General features: G+C 44.3%; 15 protein-coding genes. 8 read left to right on the top strand and 7 right to left on the bottom strand.

Annotated elements, in window-relative coordinates; genetic code table 11:
* Window positions 1-83: 83 nt before the first annotated feature.
* Complete coding sequence (locus BJP34_RS46585) at window positions 84-4,655, bottom strand: PAS domain S-box protein (protein WP_070393820.1); 4,572 nt, start codon at window positions 4,653-4,655, stop codon at window positions 84-86.
* Window positions 4,656-5,082: 427 nt separating this feature from the next.
* Here BJP34_RS46585 and BJP34_RS19760 point away from each other — a divergent pair, with 427 nt between their 5' ends.
* Complete coding sequence (locus BJP34_RS19760) at window positions 5,083-5,562, top strand: molybdenum cofactor biosynthesis protein MoaE (RefSeq protein WP_070393819.1); 480 nt, start codon at window positions 5,083-5,085, stop codon at window positions 5,560-5,562.
* 295 nt (window positions 5,563-5,857) lie between these two features.
* On the opposite strand, the gene BJP34_RS40285 is transcribed toward BJP34_RS19760, so the two are convergent.
* From BJP34_RS40285 to clpS, 3 genes are all read right to left on the bottom strand, one after another.
* Window positions 5,858-6,124 (bottom strand): hypothetical protein, encoded by a 267-nt coding sequence (locus BJP34_RS40285; RefSeq protein ID WP_149031065.1) that lies wholly within the window; start codon window positions 6,122-6,124, stop codon window positions 5,858-5,860.
* 218 nt (window positions 6,125-6,342) lie between these two features.
* Window positions 6,343-6,636, bottom strand: a complete 294-nt coding sequence (locus BJP34_RS19750; protein WP_070393817.1) for a DUF2103 domain-containing protein — start codon at window positions 6,634-6,636, stop codon at window positions 6,343-6,345.
* A 4-nt stretch (window positions 6,637-6,640) separates the two neighbouring features.
* Entirely contained in the window at window positions 6,641-6,961 is a 321-nt protein-coding gene (clpS, locus tag BJP34_RS19745; RefSeq protein ID WP_070393816.1) for an ATP-dependent Clp protease adapter ClpS, read from the bottom strand.
* 458 nt (window positions 6,962-7,419) lie between these two features.
* Here clpS and BJP34_RS19740 point away from each other — a divergent pair, with 458 nt between their 5' ends.
* The 4 genes from BJP34_RS19740 to BJP34_RS19725 all read left to right on the top strand — a co-directional run bounded on the left by BJP34_RS19740 (window position 7,420) and on the right by BJP34_RS19725 (window position 12,743).
* Window positions 7,420-8,547: a sensor histidine kinase gene (locus tag BJP34_RS19740; RefSeq protein WP_070393815.1), complete on the top strand. Its 1,128-nt coding sequence runs from the start codon at window positions 7,420-7,422 to the stop codon at window positions 8,545-8,547.
* A gap of 212 nt (window positions 8,548-8,759) precedes the next feature.
* Entirely contained in the window at window positions 8,760-10,664 is a 1,905-nt protein-coding gene (locus BJP34_RS19735) for a tetratricopeptide repeat protein (protein ID WP_070393814.1), read from the top strand.
* Between the two features lie 954 nt (window positions 10,665-11,618).
* A complete protein-coding gene (locus BJP34_RS19730) occupies window positions 11,619-11,939 on the top strand; it encodes a hypothetical protein (RefSeq protein WP_070393813.1) in 321 nt (106 codons plus the stop codon).
* A 330-nt stretch (window positions 11,940-12,269) separates the two neighbouring features.
* On the top strand, window positions 12,270-12,743 hold the full coding sequence (locus tag BJP34_RS19725) for a hypothetical protein (protein ID WP_070393812.1): 474 nt from the start codon (window positions 12,270-12,272) through the stop codon (window positions 12,741-12,743).
* A gap of 15 nt (window positions 12,744-12,758) precedes the next feature.
* Here BJP34_RS19725 and BJP34_RS43795 read toward each other — a convergent pair whose 3' ends face one another.
* Window positions 12,759-12,902 carry a hypothetical protein gene (locus BJP34_RS43795; RefSeq protein WP_158517323.1) on the bottom strand — a complete coding sequence of 48 codons (144 nt, stop codon included), beginning with the start codon at window positions 12,900-12,902 and terminating at the stop codon, window positions 12,759-12,761.
* Window positions 12,903-13,085: 183 nt separating this feature from the next.
* On the opposite strand from BJP34_RS43795, the gene BJP34_RS46055 reads away from it, so the two are divergent.
* The 3 genes from BJP34_RS46055 (at window position 13,086) to BJP34_RS49135 (ending at window position 18,519) form a co-directional block, all read left to right on the top strand.
* A complete protein-coding gene (locus tag BJP34_RS46055; RefSeq protein ID WP_193431264.1) occupies window positions 13,086-13,280 on the top strand; it encodes a hypothetical protein in 195 nt (64 codons plus the stop codon).
* 93 nt (window positions 13,281-13,373) lie between these two features.
* The gene (locus BJP34_RS19720) at window positions 13,374-15,506 is read left to right on the top strand and encodes an NACHT domain-containing protein (protein ID WP_070393811.1); all 2,133 of its coding nucleotides are present in this window, start codon (window positions 13,374-13,376) and stop codon (window positions 15,504-15,506) included.
* Window positions 15,507-16,308: 802 nt separating this feature from the next.
* Window positions 16,309-18,519, top strand: a complete 2,211-nt coding sequence (locus BJP34_RS49135) for an NACHT domain-containing protein (RefSeq protein ID WP_070393810.1) — start codon at window positions 16,309-16,311, stop codon at window positions 18,517-18,519.
* 271 nt (window positions 18,520-18,790) lie between these two features.
* On the opposite strand, the gene BJP34_RS19710 is transcribed toward BJP34_RS49135, so the two are convergent.
* Together BJP34_RS19710 and BJP34_RS19705 are read right to left on the bottom strand one after the other, a co-directional pair.
* On the bottom strand, window positions 18,791-18,979 hold the full coding sequence (locus BJP34_RS19710; RefSeq protein ID WP_070393809.1) for a hypothetical protein: 189 nt from the start codon (window positions 18,977-18,979) through the stop codon (window positions 18,791-18,793).
* Between the two features lie 544 nt (window positions 18,980-19,523).
* Window positions 19,524-20,918 (bottom strand): ABC transporter ATP-binding protein, encoded by a 1,395-nt coding sequence (locus tag BJP34_RS19705; protein WP_070393808.1) that lies wholly within the window; start codon window positions 20,916-20,918, stop codon window positions 19,524-19,526.
* Window positions 20,919-20,950 lie beyond the last annotated feature (32 nt).

Below are 20,950 nucleotides of genomic sequence, written 5' to 3'. Positions count from 1 at the left end.
ATTTAACGTTTAACCTTGGCCAATAGGCCACGCGTCCGCGTTCAACCTTTAACTTTTAACCTTTAACTTTTAACCTTTAACCTTCAACTTTGTTTAATCGGCACCGTAACAATAAACTGAGCCCCCTGTCCTGGTGTGCTATTTGCCATGATGCTACCATTATGACGTTCCACAATTTTACGGCAGATAGCTAGACCGATGCCGGTTCCTTCATAGTCGCTGCGACCATGGAGCCGTTGAAAGGTTTGGAAAATGCGATCGCTATACCTGGGTTCAAACCCAATACCATTGTCTTCGACTATAATCTGACAACGCTGATTAACGGTTGTGCCTCCATAACTTAAGGGAACACTTTCCTGAAGCAGTTGGCTATAAATTCTAACGAGGTTACCTCTTTGTTCTGGTCGGAATTTCAGTCCGTTACTGATCAGGTTTTGCAAAAGTTGACGCATTTGCAGGGGATCAGCTTCAATAGTATGTAGTTCACCGACTTCCACTACGCCACTAGATTGCTGGATACGTAGTTCTAAATCAGAGAGTACCTCTTGCACGACTTGAACTAGGTCAGTGGCAACCCAAGGTCTTGCCTTGGTGGTCACCCGGGAAAGGCTAAGCAAGTCATTGATTAACACCTGCATCCGTTCTGCAGCATTCTGCATCCGTTTGAGGTAGTCCTGCCCCTGCTCCGTTAACTGTTCATGATACTTGGTCTGAAGGCGATCGCCAAATGCCCGAATCTTGCGCAGGGGTTCTTGCAGATCGTGGGACGCTACATAGGCAAACTGTTGCAGTTCAGCATTAGAACGGGCAAGTTCCTGACGCTGACGGGTTTCTGTTCCTAAAAGCTGGGCTTGGGCTAAGGCAATACCAATTTGGTCGGCCAGTTGTTGCAACAATTCACTTTCAAAGTTAGTCCATTGTCGTGGATTGGTGCACTGATGGGCAATCAACAAACCCCAAAGTTTGTCTTGTTGCTGAATTGGCACCACTAAGTTAGCTTTTACCCCAAACTGTTGCAGCATTTCTACATGGCAAGCTTCGATATCAGAGTTTTCTAAGTCACAGATGTTGCTAACCCTTCCCTGACGATACTGGTCTAGGTACTCTTCATGAAAGCAAGGATCTTCGATGCTTTGTCCGAGCATGATTGGCCAACTCGGTACTACGGCTTCTTGAACCACTTTCCCCCAGCCATCAAAACTTAGTTGGAAGAGTACAACTCGGTCAGCCTTAAGAAATTCTTGCACTTCTGTAACCGCCGTTTGCAAAATCTGATCCAGTTGTAGAGACTGGCGGATTTTCAGGGTAATTTCTGAAAACAATTGCGTCCGCTGATTTTGGCGCTTGAGTTCTTGCTCTGCAAGCTTACGCTCAGTAATGTCATCCACCACATAGGAAAATCGGGGGCGAGGAGTAGTTGTGTCGGGAATTGGGCATACAGTGGCGCATAACCACCGGGTATCGGTTTCAGTGGTGTGATCATACTCGAAGGAAATGGGCTGATTGCTTCGTTCGCTTTCTCGGTAATGGCTAATCCAGCGACGGATATGAGTTTTGGGTGCCCCCAGCTCACTGGCTAACCGATTCTGCATGGCCTCGGGTGTAGTCCCGAAAAAATCCGCCGTACTATTATTATCAGAAATATGCAGGATGTCATCATCTAAAAGTTCCACGACCCCCATCAATAGTGTGGAACTGTTGAAGAAACTACGCAGGGTCGATTCACTCTCCAGCAGTGCAGCTTCTACCTGTTGGCGCTCTATTTCTGCTTGATGAGCTGCAATCAATCGACCAAGACTTTGAGCCATTAATTCTACAATTTCCCGTTCCTGAGGCTGGAAATCCCTTGCTCTTACCTGGGTTGAGGAAAAATTTAGGGAGCCGTAGACTTCACCATAGACAAATATAGGAGTCCCGATATAGGACTCAAGTTTTAGAGTTTGGTAGACTGGGTGAGCGTGCATCAGTGCTATCTCACCTACATGAGTATAGGCAATGGTCTTTTTTTCGCGAACGACAACAGCACAATAGGTATCTTTTAATTCAAACTCTGAGCCAGCCACTAAGCCTTCTAGATCAGACCTGACCGACAGGATAGTGTAGGAATTAAGGTGTACTTGACTAATAATGCCAGTGGGCATCCCTAAAATTTCACATCCCGTCTCCAGATAGTCAGCATAAAGCAGCTCAAAGTTTTGGTAATTTGTGGTATTCAGCCGATGTAGGTGTTTGAGGTTGTTACTGAAGGTTTCCAGTGCCTGAGACTTTTGCAAAAGTTGCTCGTCTGCGTGCTTGTGTTCAGTGATGTCCCGCCCTACTGCCTGGAGCTCAATCAATTGACCCTGCTCATTAAAGATGGCACGATCGCTCCACTGCTGCCAGCGAATCTCTCCTGTGGGCATAATCACCCGGTGTTCAACCGTTTCTACCGGATTCTCAGGGCTTAGAGAAGTAATACACTCTTCTAGCCTTTTGATATCCTCATGGGGAATCAATGGCAAAAACCGTTGTCCAATCAACTCTTCCTCTGACTTGCTGAAATAGCGACAGTAGGCAGCATTGACATATGTAATAGTTCCATCAGGACGGAAACGACAGATGAGTTCCGTTTGATCTTCGACAATAGCGCGATAGCGAGCCTCGCTTTGATACAATTCCTGCTGATTTTGCTCCCGCTCGGTTATATCATGGTTAAGACCAATGGTGGCCACCATATTGTCTTGCTGATCATACAGAGGTACTACCACCGTTTCACACACCCCACACCTGCCATCTTTGCCAATAAAGTGAATCTTCCCAGACCAACGTCGGGACCTGGTCATCTCCTGGATAATCTGCTCGGTTAGAACCGTCGCCTCTTCCGGTCGGTGCAAAATCCCCGGAGTTTTACCCAATACCTCAGCTTTCGTGTAGCCGAATATTCGCGCTGAAGCGGGATTCCAATCAATTATCTTACCGGCTAAGTCGGTGATTATGATCCCATCGAAGATACTTTCAAAAATCAGAGCCTGTCTACGCAGGGCCTCTTCCGCCTGTTTGCGCTCAGTGATATCGATGCAAGAACCAATGTAACCGGCAAAGTCCCCATTGGAGGTAAATCTGGGAGTGCCTATATCTAATATCCAACGATACTGCCCATCCCTACGTCGCAAGCGGTACTCCATGCGAAAATTTTCTCTGGCGTCGAAGGCGGATACATAGGTATTGAAGCTGCGCTCTAGGTCATCAGGATGCACCCCTTCAGCCCAGCCCTTGCCGAATTCAAGTTCGAGGGTCTTACCGGTGAAGTTCAACCAAAGCTGATTGAAAAAGTTATAAAGTTTATCAGTGCCTGACATCCAGATCATCACTGGGGCATGATCAGCCATCATCCGGAAGCGAGCTTCACTCTCTTCGAGGCTGGCTTGCTTTTGTTTGGCCTCGGTAATGTCCCTTGCGATCGCATAAATTAAACCATCCTTAACTACAGGATAAGCAGCCCAAGCTAGCCATTTATAAGACCCATCTTGACAGCGATAGCGATTCTCGAAGTAGACAGTAGGGATGCCAGTCCCCAATTGTTCCATTTCCGCCCTAGTTGCTGCTCGGTCATCGGGATGGACAAAATTGAAAAACGTGGTGCTGGTTAGTTCCGCTTCGGTGTAACCCAAGGTGCTAGTAAAGGAAGGGCTCAAGCGCTTAAAGTAGCCATCGAAACCCGCTATACACAGCAAATCTATCGAGAGGTCAAAGAAGCGATCGCGTTCTTCCTGGATCCGTTTCCATTCAGTAATGTCACGAGTAAAACATCGGGTATGGACGAATTTGCCATTTTTCCACAGGACATTAGAGTTAATCAGCACATGGCGAATCGAGCCATCTTTGCACAAGAGTCTGGCTTCGTAGTTTTTTAAGGTTTCTTTAGCAGTTAGTCTGGCCAGGATATCGTCAATCACCTCTTGCTCCAGGTAAAATTCAGCAATGTGGTGACCGATATACTCGTCGGCGTTGTAACCCACCAGATCTAACTCTGCCTGATTAGCCCACAGGATGATGCCATTGCTATCCACGCAATGGAGACCAACGCAGCCATTTTCTAAAAAATCCAGGAGTTCTTGGTCAACCTGGGGTAATTCATGTTCAAGACCTTGGTTTTCTTCCTGAGGCTGCTGTAAATCCGCTAACTGTTGTTTTAGCTCCAGTTGGCTTATCAGTTGACGACTTAAGGCTTGTAATCCCGCTAACTGTTGAGACTGAAGTTGCTTTGGAACTTGATCCATTACCGCAAGTGTTCCCAGAGGGTATCCGTCAGAGGTAATTAGGGGAACTGCAGCATAAAACCGAATATGAGGCTCAGCAGTAACTAAGGGATCAGTGGCAAACCGTTGATCAGCTAGGGTATCCTGAACTACCAATACTGAGGCTGACTCTATCCGATAGCTGGATAAAAAGGTATTTTGACTTATTGACGTTTCATCTAAGCCCAGAGTAGACTGACAGCATTGACTGTTACTACTGTCAATCAGGGTAGTCAGAGCTATGGGCGTTTGGCAAATTTGTGCGGCTAATGCTGTGACATCATCAAACGCTTGTTGCAGATCAGGGTCAATAATTCTTTTATAATAGTTTTGGGCTGCCTGGGTTATTGGTTCATCAGCCTCTGCTTCTGCTGCCATCAAATAATCTCCAAACGGGTTATGATCAGCCCTAGTTATGATCAGCCCTAGGTTAGCTGTTGCTCAAGACGACAAGACTGATCACTGATCAGCTAAGAGGAGCTTGACTTGAATTAGCTTGACGTTAAAGATAGGTAGGATAAATTGACTGACGGCAAAAGCTTGTGGGCTACTGAAAAATAGCCCTGCACAACGCCATCATTGCCCTTGTCAGGAAAAAAACTTCTGATTTAATAATAATATTTGAATAGTATTTAGATATAATATCTGAATTTAGAGCACCTGCTCCTAATTTTTAAAGTATTTTAAACAAATCGGAACATGGCCCTAAGGTTGGGTATTGATTAATTCCAACCAACAAATATAAATAAACTATAGTATAGCTGAATTTGTTACTAATCTTAACACTTGTTAGAAGTCTTAGGCAATGACTCCCCTGCCCAAAATCACTGAAAAGCAAACGGTAGATAGTTTTTCAATCACCATCGCTCCGATATCCCTATCAGAAATCTACACCCTTGCTGATCATCCGGCTAATGGAGCTGTGGTGATGATGAGTGGCACAGTCCGTAATCAGACTGATGGTAAACCAGTGGTAGCATTAGAGTATCAGGCTTATGAGCCCATGGCATTAAAGGTATTTTCCTCAATTGCTGCCCAGATTCGTGCCTCATGGTCTGATGTGAATCGGGTGGTGATCCATCATCGCATCGGTCGCTTAACTATTGGGGAAGTTAGCGTGTTAGTCGCTGTTGGCTGTCCTCATCGTTCAGAAGCCTTTGCAGCTTGTAAGTATGCTATTGACACCTTGAAGCATAATGCTCCGATTTGGAAAAAAGAGCATTGGGATGATGGTTCCAGCACTTGGGTCAGTATTGGGGCGTGTGAGCAAAATGCAGAATTTTAAGGGGTTGAAGGTTATTTGGTTGAAGGTTGTTCGCGTAGCGTGGCCAAAGGCCAAGGTTATTTGGTTGAAGCTTTGAAGGTTAGCTGGTTAGCTGGTTAGCTGGTTATTTGGTTGAAGGTTGAAAGTTTGCCTCTTGGAAGCCTTAAATCGTAGGGTGGGCATTGCTTTTGGAATATCATGATTGAACAGCTATCAATGACATGGGCAATGGCCACCAATACCCTAAGTTGGGCATTGCTGTTGGAATATCATGATTGAACAGCTATCAATGACATGGGCAATGGCCACCAATACCCTAAGTTGGGCATTGCTGTTGGAATATCATGATTGAACAGCTATCAATGACATGGGCAATGGCCACCAATACCCTAGGGTGGGCAAAGACTGATGTGAATTCCGGAATATTTGGGAGTTGGAAAGCGGCCTTTGGTATCCTGGTTGGTGGGCATTGCTCAGATGAATTCTGCCAGGGTTGGGGGTTGATTTCAAGCAATGCCCACCCTACAACTGGTTGGTGGGCATTGCTCAGATGAATTCTGCCAGGGTTGGGGGTTGATTTCAAGCAATGCCCACCCTACAACTATGAAAAATTAAGAATTAAGAATTAAGAATTAAGAATTAAGAATTAAGAATCTAACTTCTAACTTCTAACTTCTAACTTCTAACTTCTAACTTCTAACTTCTAACTTCTAACTTCTAACTTCTAACTTCTAACTTCTAACTTCTAACTTCTAACTTCTAACTTCTAAAATAGCCTCCCTGTAGCACGAACTTTTATACTTATCGTTTTATTGATTGAGCGATCGCTTTTTCTAGTTCCACTTTACTCAAGTTGGTGAGGATGAACACCTCTTGAAAGCTTTTACCAGACCTGGCAATCACCTTGAATCCCCCACGAATTGGCACTGATACTTTTAACTGTAATTTAGGACAGTGACTTCTTGCCCGCCCAAGGACAGCAGGGGTAATGGTTTGAATACCGGGGTAATCTGTGAGTCGTTGCAGAACTGGAATGAGACCCTGAATGTGGGTAGAGTGATTCCAAACCAGCCTGCCGTCTTTGGGTTGGCTCATAATACTATGTAGCCTCCAAGGGAGCCATGGTTAACCCAGCACGAGAAAGCTGTTGGTGGTAGAGTTCCGCTGGTTCCTGGGGACCGACCCAAACAATGGCTTGACCTTCGTTGTGAACCTGATGGGTTAGTTCCCAGGCGTGATCATTTGTCATCCCAGGGATATACTTGACCAGACAGTCGTGAACATGCTGAAATGTGTTAAAATCATCGTCTAACACAATTACCTTATAGTTGGGATAAGGCTTTCGGGTAACTTGACCAGAGCGTTCAGGAGCTTTGACTGGTGCAGCAAATGTAGCTTTATAAGCTGCTGATATTACCATATTCGCACATAGGTTACCAGAATAATTTACAAAAAATTAAGTTTAAAGTCAAACCATTCCTTCCAGTTTACAAAAATTGAAACGCCCTGCATAGTGACGCTGAGAAACAAGGAAAATCACAAATTGGACTAAGCCTTTAATCCCTAAGGGTTTCAACCACCTTGGCTATGGGCAATTTTTTCTTTGCCTGTAAAGGACAATTTGCCATATTGAAGCGAACTCAGGCTGCTGTTTGTGTAAGGGGGAAGTTGCTGAGGGGCTGTGTGCAATGGCTTGCCGACCCACCTAATTAACCCGCTCCCTATATAGCAGTCGAAGCAAAGCTTAGGAGATCTTTTGCTCCGAAGTCCCTGCTCCGAAGTCCCTTTCAAGCAAAAGACTATGTCCGCTCACCATGCTTCCCTTGCTATACATGAATGACAGGGGTTTCCACTTGTGACTTACCAACAAATGATTCAATGAATGCTTTACCTCTAACTCGCCCTTCCAAAAAAGATCAAATTTTGGCTGTCGATGATTCCCCTGACAACTTGTTTCTACTGCAGACGCTTTTAGAAGAAGAGGGGTACGAGATTACTTTGGCAGAGAATGGTCGGGTTGCCCTAGAGAAAATAGAGATATCTCCGCCGGAATTGGTGCTATTAGATGTGATGATGCCAGAGATGGATGGCTTTGAAGTGACCAAGCGCATCCGAACCAATCCAAAGTTACCGTTTATACCAATTTTGTTGATCACCGCTTATGATCATCCGAGTGTGGTCAAAGGACTGGATATGGGGGCGGATGATTTTATTCGTAAACCAGTAGAAGTGGATGAATTGCTGGCCAGAGTGCGATCGCTTTTGCGCCTCAAACATAGTGTAGATGAACGGGACGAAATTGCTCGCCAACGAGAAGATTTTGTCTCTCGGCTTACCCATGACTTGCGCACCCCCTTAGTAGCAGCAGATCGCATCCTAAACCTGATGCAGCAGGGAGCTTTGGGAGAAATTCCACCCCCAGTCCTGGAAGCCATAATCACCATGACTCGCAGTAACCACAATTTGCTGACTATGGTGAATACGTTACTAGAAGTCTATCGCTATGAAGCCGGTCGGAAGTATTTGTCTTTCTCTGCCATCCCTGTGCAACAGGTTATTGAGGAAGTCATCCAAGAACTGTCTGCCCTAGCTCGTGATAAAAAACTGTCTTTGGATTATCAGAGCGCGAAGCAGGTTAACTCGATAGTGATGAGCGATCGCTTAGAACTGCACCGACTGTTCACCAATTTGCTGGGAAATGCGATTAAATTCACTGACAACGGTTCTGTGACCGTTCGTCTGACGAATAGTGCCAAAACTAGTGAAGGGCATCAGTCGTGGGTGGTGATTGAGGTGGAAGATACTGGTTTTGGTATATCCCCAGAAGACCAAAAACAGTTGTTTGAACGCTTTCGCCAGGGTAGCCACAAACGCTCAGGTAGTGGTTTAGGACTATATCTTTCCAAACGAATTGTGGAAGCTCATCAAGGAACAATCAACGTTAAGTCTGAGTTAGGTAAGGGGACTTTGTTTACCGTAAAATTGCCTAATCATGTTGACGGTTAACTAGACTTGCCAGAAGTCTAGCGTTTATCGCAGTTATGAGGTACAATATCCTTTGACAGTGATTCCCTTAAAACCCTATTTACTATTGCCTTTTGCCTTTTGCCTTTTGCCTTAAAGGGATAAGCAATGTTGCTCATGAGTATGAAAAATGCTAGATATTATAATTTTGAGCTATTTTTGAGGAAAGTCGGCACTGATCAGGCAAAAGGTTTATGTCTAACGAGATGGGATTGGGCGATCGCTATTTTGAATTAATCGATGACATTGTCAAAACTACCCTGAAGGGGAAGATCCGTTCTAAATCCCAGGTCTATCAGATGTTGGTCGAGGGGGTTACGGTTGGCACCGGGGAAATTTTTGAACGTTGCCTTGATCAGCGCTTCGATATGACTCAGGCAGAAGTAGACAATCCTAAAAGTGAATTGAAGCAAGCCAAGGCAATCCGGAAACTCAGAGCGCTTAATACGATTCGTGGTGAATGGGAACAGTGGCAGGAAGAAAACCGAGTTTCAGAAACTATCACTAGCGCTATTCAATCCATTACTACTGCTGAACCGGCTGACCGCTTTACGGCTTTATTGCGAGTGATTGACCCCAATCAACAACCACCCCTGACGTTACAACAACTGGCGAGCCTGGCTAAACCCCTAAAGCAACAGGCACAACAAGCTTCTGAATCTGATACTGCTACAGACCTTGGACAACTGGCCGCTGGGATTACGGCAGGTTTGGCATCTTGGCAAGGCTTGGAAGATTATCTGGTCAGTTGGATTTATGACCAAAGTCGAGGCTCACTGGGATTTGAGGGGACTCCGGAACAGCGTGGCCCTTGGGGACTGTGGGCGAAAAAGGTTAATAGCCCGTTACCCCAGTCTTTATTTGAAAGTCTAGCGCTAAATCAATCCTTCCATGAATGGGCAGATACTCAGCCGAGTTTGGAACTAGAAGCTTGGGTGGAATTGGCTGTGATTCTCCAGTGCTTGCAGCGAGGACTGGTGAATTGGTTCGATAAAATGGTATATGACTCCAAGATGGGAGCCAAGTTATCGATTTCTACCTTTATCGTATTTGCTGTCATTTGGTCTAGGTTAGCTAATGTTTTGAACCAGACAGCAATTAGTAGCTACGGAAATGCCATAGCAAATGGCTGTTTTCAGGTTTGTCTGCAAATTCTGCGCACCTTTGCCCAACGGGACTACTTCCCCCTCTACGGTGGTGTGTTTGCTAACTTTAGCGGCAACTATCTCCAAGATGCCCTGAATTACCTAGATGAACCCCTGCGGCAAGTAGACCGAACCGAGGAGAAAGCCCGGATTCTAACCTTGTTGGGTTATTCCCTAGGGTCGCAAGGAGCCTATGAGCGAGCCAATAGCTTCCATCAGCAAGCCTTAGAGATTGCCCGTGAGGCTGGGGATAAACTCTGTGAAATTGCTAATTTCAATCACCTCAGTCGGATTTGTGTGGAGCAAGAGAATTATGCTGATGCCATTAACTATAGTCAACGAGCATTAATACTGGCTCGTCAAGCTGGAGACCGGTTAGGGGAAGCTAATGCTCTGGTGAATTTCGGCTACAGTGAAGTGTTTCAAGCTCAGGATAGCCAACAAGCAGAACTAGAAGTGTATGAGAGTGCTATTAACTATTTAGAACAAGGTCGATTATTGTTAGAACGATTGGGGGATTCTCCAGCAGGGAGTTATGGGGTTGGGCAAAGTAAAGCCTTGTGTTTCAGTAGTTTGGGAATTGCCCATGTGGTGGTCGAGCAGTATCAAAAAGCGATCGCATTTTTAGAACAAGGCTGGCAAGCCGCCCAATTTTCTGGGGATTTGTACTTACAAGGGGTGAATTTGGCCTACCTAGCCCAAGCTTGCTACAGCCAGCAAGATTGGCAGAAAGTGATTTATACCGCTAGTTTAGGAGCCTATCTATTAGAGCAAATTGGGTCTGAAGATTGGCGCAAACCAGCTGGGTTGTTAAGTATTTTGCAAGGACAAATGGGGCAAGAAGGCTTCCAAACCCTTTTAGCACAGCAACGGTCAAAAATTATTCCTGTCATTGGCGTAGATGGCTATGACTATATTCCGGAATTGCTAGCAAAATATTTGGATTCTATATAAGTAGAGGATTAGCTTGTAGGGTGGGCAAAAACCGTTGCGTTTAAATTACTAATCTAGATAATATTACTTTGCCCACCTGACTGTAGCTAGCTTGTAGGGTGGGCAAAAACCGTTGCGTTTAAATTACTAATCTAGATAATATCACTTTGCCCACCTGACTGTAGCTAGCTTGTAGGGTGGGCAAAAACCGTTTCGTTCAAATTACTCTTCTAGATAATATCACTTTGCCCACCTGAATTTGTAGCTAGCTTGTAGGGTGGGCAAAAACCGTTGCGTTTAAATTACTAATCTAGATAATATCACTTTGCCCACCTGACTGTAGCTAGCTTGTAGGGTGGGCAAAAACCGTTGCGTTTAAATTACTAATCTAGATAATATCACTTTGCCCACCTGACTGTAGCTAGCTTGTAGGGTGGGCAAAAACCGTTGCGTTTAAATTACTAATCTAGATAATATCACTTTGCCCACCTGACTGTAGCTAGCTTGTAGGGTGGGCAAAAACCGTTGCGTTTAAATTACTAATCTAGATAATATCACTTTGCCCACCTGACTGTAGCTAGCTTGTAGGGTGGGCAAAAACCGTTTCGTTCAAATTACTCTTCTAGATAATATCACTTTGCCCACCTGAATTTGTAGCTAGCTTGTAGGGTGGGCAAAAACCGTTGCGTTTAAATTACTAATCTAGATAATATCACTTTGCCCACCTGACTGTAGCTAGCTTGTAGGGTGGGCAAAAACCGTTTCGTTCAAATTACTCTTCTAGATAATATCACTTTGCCCACCTGAATTTGTAGCTAGCTTGTAGGGTGGGCAAAAACCGTTGCGTTTAAATTACTCTTTTAGATCAGATGACTTTGCCCACCTGACTTGAATTTGTATTTTTATGATTAGATTCCGGAATGGCTAGCCAAAGACTTGGATTTTTAAGTAGGTGCAAAAAATTAATGTCACATCATGAAACCGACCCTAACTAAGATCCTTCCTAGGTTTGGGAAACAGACAAGCCTAGCCTTGACAGCCCTAGCCTTGACTGTTGGCATCGTCTCTAATGTCCAGGCTCAGTCATTGACCTTTGTTGATAATACCAATAGCAGTAAACGATTCTTTGAGGAAGGAAGAGAGCTGTTTGACACAGAACTTAAAAATCTGGTCAACAACAACCTTTCCTCCGCAGATACTATCCTTGAAATTAGTGATGAAGTTATCAATAGAGAAGACCTATTGGAACTGGAAAATCCTCAGCAATTGCTCAATGATGGTGAGAGCTTGCAATAATAGACTTCGTGGCAGTTGTCGGGAACAGGGAACAGCGGATCTGGGAACAGGGAACAGAGGAGAGATAAAAGGGAACAGGTAAAAAATATTGTGTATGTCACTTGTGATCAGAATTGCTATAGGTTTTATTGTAATTAGTGTGCTCAACTATTTTAGTTAAGTAGAGGATTAGCTTGTTGGGTGGGCAAAAACAGTTTTGTTCTTTTGAGTCTTCTAGATCAGAGAACTTTTCCACCCTACTTGAATGTGTAGTTTTATGACTAGATTCCGGAATTTCTAGCAAAATACTTGGATTCTATTTTAGTAGGTGCTTAAAATTAATATAATATCATGAATCTAAGCCGAACTAATATCCTTACCAGGTTTGGGAAACAGACCACCCTAGCCTTGACAGTTGTTTCCTTAACTTTTGGCATCACCTCTAATGTCCAGGCTCAGTCATTTTCCTCTGACTTCCAATTGAACCAACATGTCTCTGGCTTATTTGGTAATACAAATAGTAGTAAACGGTTCTTTGGGGAAGGAAGACATCAGTTTGAAACAGAAATTAAAAATCTGCTCAACAACCAGCGTTACTCCACAAATCCTCCCGTTGACATTAGTGATAAGGTCATAAATCTAGAAGGGGTGCATGTCAAAGTTGCCAAACCTATGAACTATGTATTATCAGAACGTGCTAAAACACCTGAGGGGGGAAGACTTTTAGTACAAATGTTGTACATAAGTGAAATGGTTCCTCTAGAAGACCTATTGGAACTGGAAAATCTTCAGCAATTGCTCGATGATGGTGAGAGCGTAGAATGATTTAGCAGTTCTAAATTAGGTGAAGTACATTTTTTTAGGGAACAGGGAACAGGGAACAGGGAGTAGGGGTAATAAAATTGAATGTACGTCATCAGGATGATCAACGCTATATTCAGTAACTAGAAAGCCTATACACTCCTTTGATTGGTGAGTTGACATAGTTGCCGGAGTTGATATATATCAACTCCGGATAATTTTTTTTCTATTAAGTAACGAGCTATTAAGTAACTAGAAAGCGATCCCACTCCCCCCACTTCCCAAACTCGACCCACTCCCCTGTTTTCTAAAACTGCGTAGACTATTTAATTTTTTATATCAAGTCAAAATAATTATCCTGTCTTGATGCAGTCGCTCATGGGGGAAACCACGGCAGTCGCTCATGGGGGGAACCACGGCAGTCGCTCATGGGGGAAACCCCCAAGACCGCGCTGCCTCCCCAAGACCGCGCTGCCTCCCCAAGACCGCGCTGCATCGCTTAATAAAAATCTCCCCATCTCCCTATCTACCCATCTCCCTATCTCCCCACCCTCTACTTAATTATGGGTATTCAAGCAGACTTTATATTATTGGCTATATCGATAGCAATTTGTTAAACATTCATAGAGTGATAAAACAGAGGTAGCTTCAGAGATGAACCTTGCTGAATATCTGACCAATCCCAACGTCATTCAAAGACTACTCCAGTTACTACTAGGACTACTTATCTGTATTCTCGGACTTTTGAACAATCGCTTTGAGCAGCCAAAAACTCTCTTGCGCAAAATTATAGTAATTGCTGTATGCGTAATAGTTTATGTATTCTTAGCTCATCAAGCAGAAAATTTAGTTTCTCAAAAATCAGCAGAACAGGATACCCAGTGGTTCCAACAAGTGTACTGGATTTTAGGTATTGGTTACTTCTTCGCCTTACCTACAATTGGGTATTTGCTGACAACTAGGCCAGGAAAGCAAACTCAAATCTCTAGACAGATTCCAAAGGCAAAGTTACAGCGATGGCGCAGGGATTTGCTCGGAGCAATGGCAGCTGAAGTTAACATGGGTCTTGATGACTCCCTGTACAATCACCACTTGATTAAGTTGGTAATGGCAGACAAGAGAGAGCAAGTGGGTCGTCCAGAAAAAATTACTGTCAATCCTAGCAATTCTCCTCCATGGTGGAAACAGTTGCTCAAGTTTCGTCGAGTAACTACAGACTCTGAACCAGGTCAAAAGGTTATTGAGGTATTTAACCAAGAAGATATTGCTGGGAAACTGTTGATTCTAGGTGCCCCCGGTTCTGGAAAAACCACGATGCTGTTGGATTTGGCCAAGGATTTAATTACACGTGCCCAGCAGCAGGAAAACCAACCTATTCCAATTATTGCTGAACTTTCTGATTGGAAAGATGACAAGCAGCCCATTGCTGAATGGTTAGCGGCTAATTTAAAGTTTCGTTATAATCTCCGCAAAGAGATTACTGAAGAGTGGATTAAAACTGGTCAGTTGTTACCTCTTCTCGATGGTTTGGATGAGTTGGGCTTAGAGCGGCAGAAGTTATGTGTTCAGCAATTAAATCAGTTTCTCAAAGACGTTCCTCAAATTGTGGTCTGCTGTCGTGAAGAAGAATACCTTGCTGGTGAGCAAATTCTGGAGATGCGGGGAGCAGTCTGTCTGCAACCTTTGACGGATCAGCAGATAGAAAATTATTTAAAGCGGTTAAACTGTCGCCACCTCTGGCAAGGAATTCAGCAAGATTCAGAGGGATTGCTAGAGTTAGCTAGAATGCCCTTACTATTACATTTAATTCCCCTGGCTTATCCCGATGGGTTGAAGCGAGTAGAGAGAGAGCTTAAGGATCCTAAAGCTAAGGAAGACTATCAGAACCAATGCCGTCAAAGGTTATTTGAGGATTACATTGACCGTAAACTAAAGGAATCCCATAACCGTCGAGGTTATTCAGAAGAGGAAACAAGGCGCTGGTTAGGCTGGCTTGCTAAACGATTGAAGGAGGGACAACAAACCGAGTTTTTGATTGAAAAAATGCAGCCTGATATGTTGAATAAATCCCGAAAAAAGGGTTTGTATCAGCTGAGTCTGGGGCTGATTTATGGGCTGATTTTTTCAATGATTTTTGATCTGAGTGTTGGGCTGGTTTATGGGGTGCTTTATGGGCGATTTTTTAAAAAAATAGATCTTTATAAAACTATTCCAATTTCATGGAAAGACAGAAAAAAAATAATTGAAGAGCTGATTTATGGGCTGATTTATGGGCTGAGTGTTGGGCTGATATATGGGCTGCTTTATGGGCTGAGTGTTGGGCTAATTAGAGGGCTGATTATAGGGCTGCTTTATGGGCTGATTAGAGGGCTGAGTGGAGAAGAAGTAAAAACCAGAAATAAACCCAATCAGGTGATTAAAGAATCCGCTAAAAATACCGTTATTCTTAGTATAATTAGTTTCCCTGGAACTTTCTTGTTGTTTGTATTACCTGATCTAGTATTAGGAGAGAATGTTAAACTACTCAGCATGTTAATTCGTGCTTCTGGCATGGCAATGTTAATTGGCTTTTCATATGCTGGCAGACCTGTCATTCAGCACTTCGTCCTCCGCCTCATTCTCTGGCGCAGTGGTTCAATCCCCTGGGATTACGCCCATTTCCTGAGCTATGCCACAGAACGCCGCCTGATTAAGCGAGTCGGTGGACGCTATCGATTCATCCACGATTTGCTGCGGGAGCACTTTGCGACAACAGGACTTACGCATTTGCCCCCTAAATCCCCCTAGCGAGCAATCCCTCCCTAGGGGGACTTTGACATCATTTCCCCCCAAAATTGATACCGTTGGCGAAATTAATATTTCTTTACACAAGAGTAGCAGATGGGTAACTTTAAGTTCATGCTCCCCCAGCGAGCAATCCCTCGCTGGGGGTTGGGGGGCTATAAAGACTGCTGTCTTCAGGCTGATATTACTAAATGTTTTTTTCGCCAGCAGTATCAAAATTGGGGGGTTAGGGGGGCAAAAGCAACTAAACTCAGTAAGTCCTATTCTTATTGATCAATCGGCAGACTTTTATGGAATCCCCCCAAGTGCGATCGCTAGCCAACGCCCTTCGGGCTAATCGCCTAGGGCGCGGCTGAGGCCAAAGGTGATCGCACTCCCCCCACTTACCACAATCTCCACAGTTTCCTGTTTTATCAAACTGCCTAGACTATTTAATTTTTTATATTAAGTCAGGATAATTATCCTGTCTTGATGCAAAGCGCGAGTGGGGGAAACCACGGCAGTCGCTCATGGTTAGAAGTTACCGTAAGACAGGCTCGCCTTAATCAATAAGTTTTACCCCTTTTCTGCATAGCCGACCAACCATAAAGGCTCAACGTAATCAGGTTTCGTCTCCGGGGGAACCCCCTTTGGCGGCGCTGCCTCCCCAAGACCGCGCTGCATCGCTTAATAAAAATCTCCCCATCTCCCTATCTCCCCACCCTCTCCTTAATTATGGGTATTCAAGCAAACTTGATATTATTGGCTGTATCTACGCTAATTCGTTAAAATCTCAGAGAGTCATAAAACAGAGGTCGCTTCACAGATGAACCTTGCTGAATATCTGACCAATCCCAAGGTCCTTCAAATACTACTGTTGGTAGAACTAGCAATATTTCCCTGTATTATAGGACTTTTTATAAATCGCTTTGACGAGCAAAAAACTCCCCTTCGGAGAATAATAGTAATTGCTCTATGCACAATTTATGGAATCTTAGGTATTGTAGGACTAAATTTAGTTTTTAAACCATCAGCAGAACAGGGTACGGAGTGGATCCAACAAGTCCAGTTAATTTTAGGTATTGGTTACTTATTGGCTCTACCTACAATTGGGTATTTATTCAAAACTAGCTCAGGAAACCAAACTCAAATCCCTAAAAAAATTCCACCGGAAAATTTACAGCGATGGCGCAAGGACTTGCTGGGAGCAATGGCAGCTGAAGTTAACATCCGCCTCGATGACTCCCTGCACAATGACCACTTGATTCAGTTGGTAATGGCAGACAAGAGAGAAGAAGTGGGTCGTCCAGAGAAAATTACCGTTAATCCTAGCAATTCTCGTTCATTGTGGGAAGGGTTGCGCAAGTTCTTTCGAGTAACGACAGAATCTGAACCAGGTCAAAAGCTGATTGAGGTATTTAACCAAGAGGATATTGCCGGGAAACTGTTGATTCTTGGTGCCCCCGGTTCTGGAAAAACCACCATGCTGTTGGATTTGGCCAAGGATTTAATTACACGTGCCCAGGAGCAGCAAAACCAACCAATTCCAATTATAGCTGAACTTTCTGATTGGAAAGATAACAACCAGCCTATTGCTGAATGGTTAGCAGCTAATTTAAAGTCTCGTTATAATCTCCGCAAAGAGATTACTCAGGAGTGGATTAAAACTGGTCAGTTGTTACCTCTTCTGGATGGTTTGGATGAGTTGAGTTTAGAGCGGCAGAAGTTATGTGTTCAGCAATTAAATCAGTTTGTCAAAGACGTTCCTCAAATTGTGGTCTGCTGTCGTGAAGAAGAATACCTTGCTGGTGAGCAAATTCTGGAGATGCGGGGAGCAGTCTGTCTGCAACCTTTGAGCGATCAGCAGATAAAAAATTATTTAAGGGGCTTAGACTGTCAGGAAATCTGGCCAGGAATTCAGCAAGATTCAGATGGGTTGCTAGAGTTAGCCAGAATGCCCTTACTATTACATTTAATTCCCGTTGCTTATCCGGATGGAGATGGGTTGAAGCCAGTAGGGAAACATTTTAAGGATCCTAAAGCAAAGGAAGACTATCAGAACGAATGCCGTAAAACGTTATTTAAGAATTACATTGACTGTAAACTAAAGGAAAAGCATAACAGTCGAGGTTATTCAGAAGAGGAGACCAGGCGCTGGTTAGCCTGGCTTGCTAAACGATTGAAGGAGCAAAAACAAACCGAGTTTTTGATTGAAAAAATGCAGCCTGATATTTTGAATAATTCCAGAGAAAAGTGGTTGTATAAGCTGATTTACGGGCTGATTTACGGGCTGATTTACGGGCTGATTTTCGGGCTGTTTTTCGGGCTGATTTTCGGGCTGTTTTTCGGGCTGTTTTTTGAGAGTATAGAGCCTTCTGAAACTATTACATTTTCATTGCAAAATTTATGGCAAAAAAGAAAAAAAATAATTGAAAATCTGATTTTCGTGCTGATTGTAGGGCTGATTGTAGGGCTGATTGGAGGGCTGATTGGAGGGCTGATTTCCGGGCTGATTGACGGGCTGATTTCCGGGCTGATTTCCGGGCTGATTTTCGGGCTGATTTCCGGGCTGATTTTCGGGCTGATTTTCGGGCTGATTTTCGGGCTGAGTGGAGAAGAAATAAAAACCATAAATAAACCCAATCAGGGGATTAAAGAATCTGCTAAAAATACCGTTATTATTAGTTTAATTAGTTTGCCGGGAAATTTATTATTGTTTGTATTACCTGAGTTAGCCTTGGGAAGGAATGTTGAACTACTCAGTGCATTAATTTTTTCTTCTGGAAGCGCAATGTTCTTTGGCTTTTTATTTGCTGGCAGACCTGTCATTCAGCATTGCGTCCTCCGCCTCATTCTCTGGGGCAGTGGTTCAATCCCCTGGGATTACGCCGATTTCCTGAGCTATGCCACAGAAGGCCGCCTGATCAAGCAAGTGGGTGGACGCTATCGATTCATCCACGATTTGCTGCGGGAGCACTTTGCGACAACAGGACTTACGCATTTGCCCCCTAAATCCCCCAATTCTGGGGGACTTTGACATCATTAACTCCCTATTATTCAGGACTTACGCATTTGCCCCCTAAATCCCCCAATTCTGGGGGACTTTGACATCATACTACCCAATTCTGATGCTGCTTGCCAATTCGTGAAACCCTTATTCTGCCGTAATCCGCTCCCCTCTCCCAAGGTTGGGAGAGGGGCTGGGGGTGAGGGCTGATGAGGCTTCTTGGTTTGTTAAGAAATATTTCGTTAACAACATCAAAATTAGGGAGCAAGGGGGCAAAAACAATTAAACTCCGTAAGTCCTATTATTCTTGATCCATCCGCAGACTAATATCCAAAAAAATAAGGAATTTAGCATCAGGCATGAGCCGTTTAAGAGGCTGCACATACCTCTTGGCATCACAAAGGTTGTCGAACCGAGCGAAAACCACTGGTGCCATGGGTGGCAATAGCCTAACCAGTACCCATGGGTATAGGCTTTGACGATAGTACATAATAAATGTATCTCCTTCGTAGAACTGGCATCTTGCCAGTTAAGTGGGACCCAGAGCCAGCCTTCGCCCAAGGAAGATCGTTAGGCTGGCTCTTGCCGTCAATTTTAACGGGGACAATTTTATTGTAGCACAAAAATCGCTACATTATAGCATATTTGGAAAAGTTTTGTAAAAAATTTTTGAGGGAATCGGGAGTCGGGAATCGGGAGTCGGGAGTCGTCAGAAAAGGAGAGAATTCCACGCAAAAGTCCCCCTTAAAAAAGGAGGAAATTCCACGCAAAAGTCCCCCTTACTAAGGGGGATTTAGGGGGATCCGAATCAGGAACTAACGTTATAATCCTGTTTGGATCAATTCCTCTGCTTTCGAGAGCAGAAGTTTCCGACAACTTTCGAGAGCAGAAGTTTCCGACAACTAGGGCAAAGTCTAGTCAGGCCTTTGGGTGGTGCGTTACGGGACGGATTGTGCTAACACTGGCTACCAAGAAAATAAGGGCGAGCCCGTCCCTAACGCACCCTACGCAACTGATTGCTGACCGCTGATAGCTTAGCTATCAGACTTAGGAATTGCCATCCCATCATGGGGGTTAAATAAATGAATCTTCTCTGGGTCTATAGACAGCCAAATTTCGTCACCTATTCTGACAATTTTATCTGGTGGCACTCTGACCTGAAGAGCGCTAGAGTCTTCCGGGATACTCACCGACAGATAAGTCTCGTTACCTAAGGCTTCCACTAGATCAACGGTAACCACCAAGTTTTTGGGGGCAGGAGCGCTGATATTCATATGTTCCGGACGAACTCCTAAGGTTAAGGATTGACCATCATACTGCTGCAGTATGGGTTCCCAGACTTCTGGAAGGGTCAGGCGGAACTGAGAATTACACACTATCCGAGGGGCTTTCACCTCAACAGGGATAAAATTCATCGGTGGTGAACCAATGAATTCAGCCACAAACCGGTTAGCGGGTTGATTATATATTTCCAGAGGGGCAGCAATCTGTTGGATGCGACCGTCTTTCATAACCGCGATCCGATCCCCCATAGTCATGGCTTCCGTTTGGTCGTGGGTGACGTAGATCGTAGTTGTACCCAACTGCCGCTGTAGTTTCACAATTTGGCTGCGAGTCTCTGCCCGGAGTTTAGCATCCAAATTAGACAGGGGTTCATCCATTAAAAACACCTGGGGATTACGAGAAATTGCCCGTCCCAGAGCAATCCGTTGTTTTTGTCCCCCAGACAGCTGCTTTGGCAATCGATTCAGCAAGTGTTCTACTTGTAGCAACTTAGCTACTTTGCGAACCTGCTGGTCAATCTTTTTCTCTCGTTCGGACAGGTATCGCAATTCCCGAGGAAGCGATCGCGTCATTGTGGTTAAGACATTTTCCAGATTCGAGCGAACTTCCCCATTCATCATGCCTGTAGCCACAAGCCCTTGCTTGATTTGGGGTGGCAGATTCTTTCCCCAATGCACACTCTTAGAGTTCCCATTAGAGTCTTCTGCCATGTTGAATTGCCCATAGCCAGTTCGTCTGAGTCCAAAGGCAATGTTTTCATAGACACTCAGATGGGGATAGAGGGCATAATTTTGAAACACCATAGCGATGTCTCGTTCTTTGGGTGGTAAATCATTAACTTGTCTGTTCCCCACCCAAATTTTGCCCGCAGTCAATTCCTCTAGTCCAGCAATGATCCGCAATAGAGTACTTTTGCCACAGCCTGAAGGACCAACCAGCACCATAAACTCGCCATCGTTGACTTCCAGATTTATGCGCCGCAAGATATTAAGGGTTTTAGGTGTCTGTGCAGATTTTTCTCCTTCAAGGCTTGGTGACTCTTCGTTCTTTGTCACCTTAGGTTCCGTTGTTACTGGTGCAACAACAGTATCCCCTTTGCGGGCGGGAACACTTTTATAAACGTTTTCCAGAATAACCTGTGCCACGTTGGTCAATATCCAATTACGCTTAATTTTTT

Origin of the sequence: Moorena producens PAL-8-15-08-1, from assembly GCF_001767235.1 — a bacterium.
GTDB classification, from domain to species: Bacteria; Cyanobacteriota; Cyanobacteriia; order Cyanobacteriales; family Coleofasciculaceae; genus Moorena; species Moorena producens_A.
Note: the sequence above shows the minus strand (reverse complement) of the source record. Positions and strands in the feature narration are given on the sequence as shown.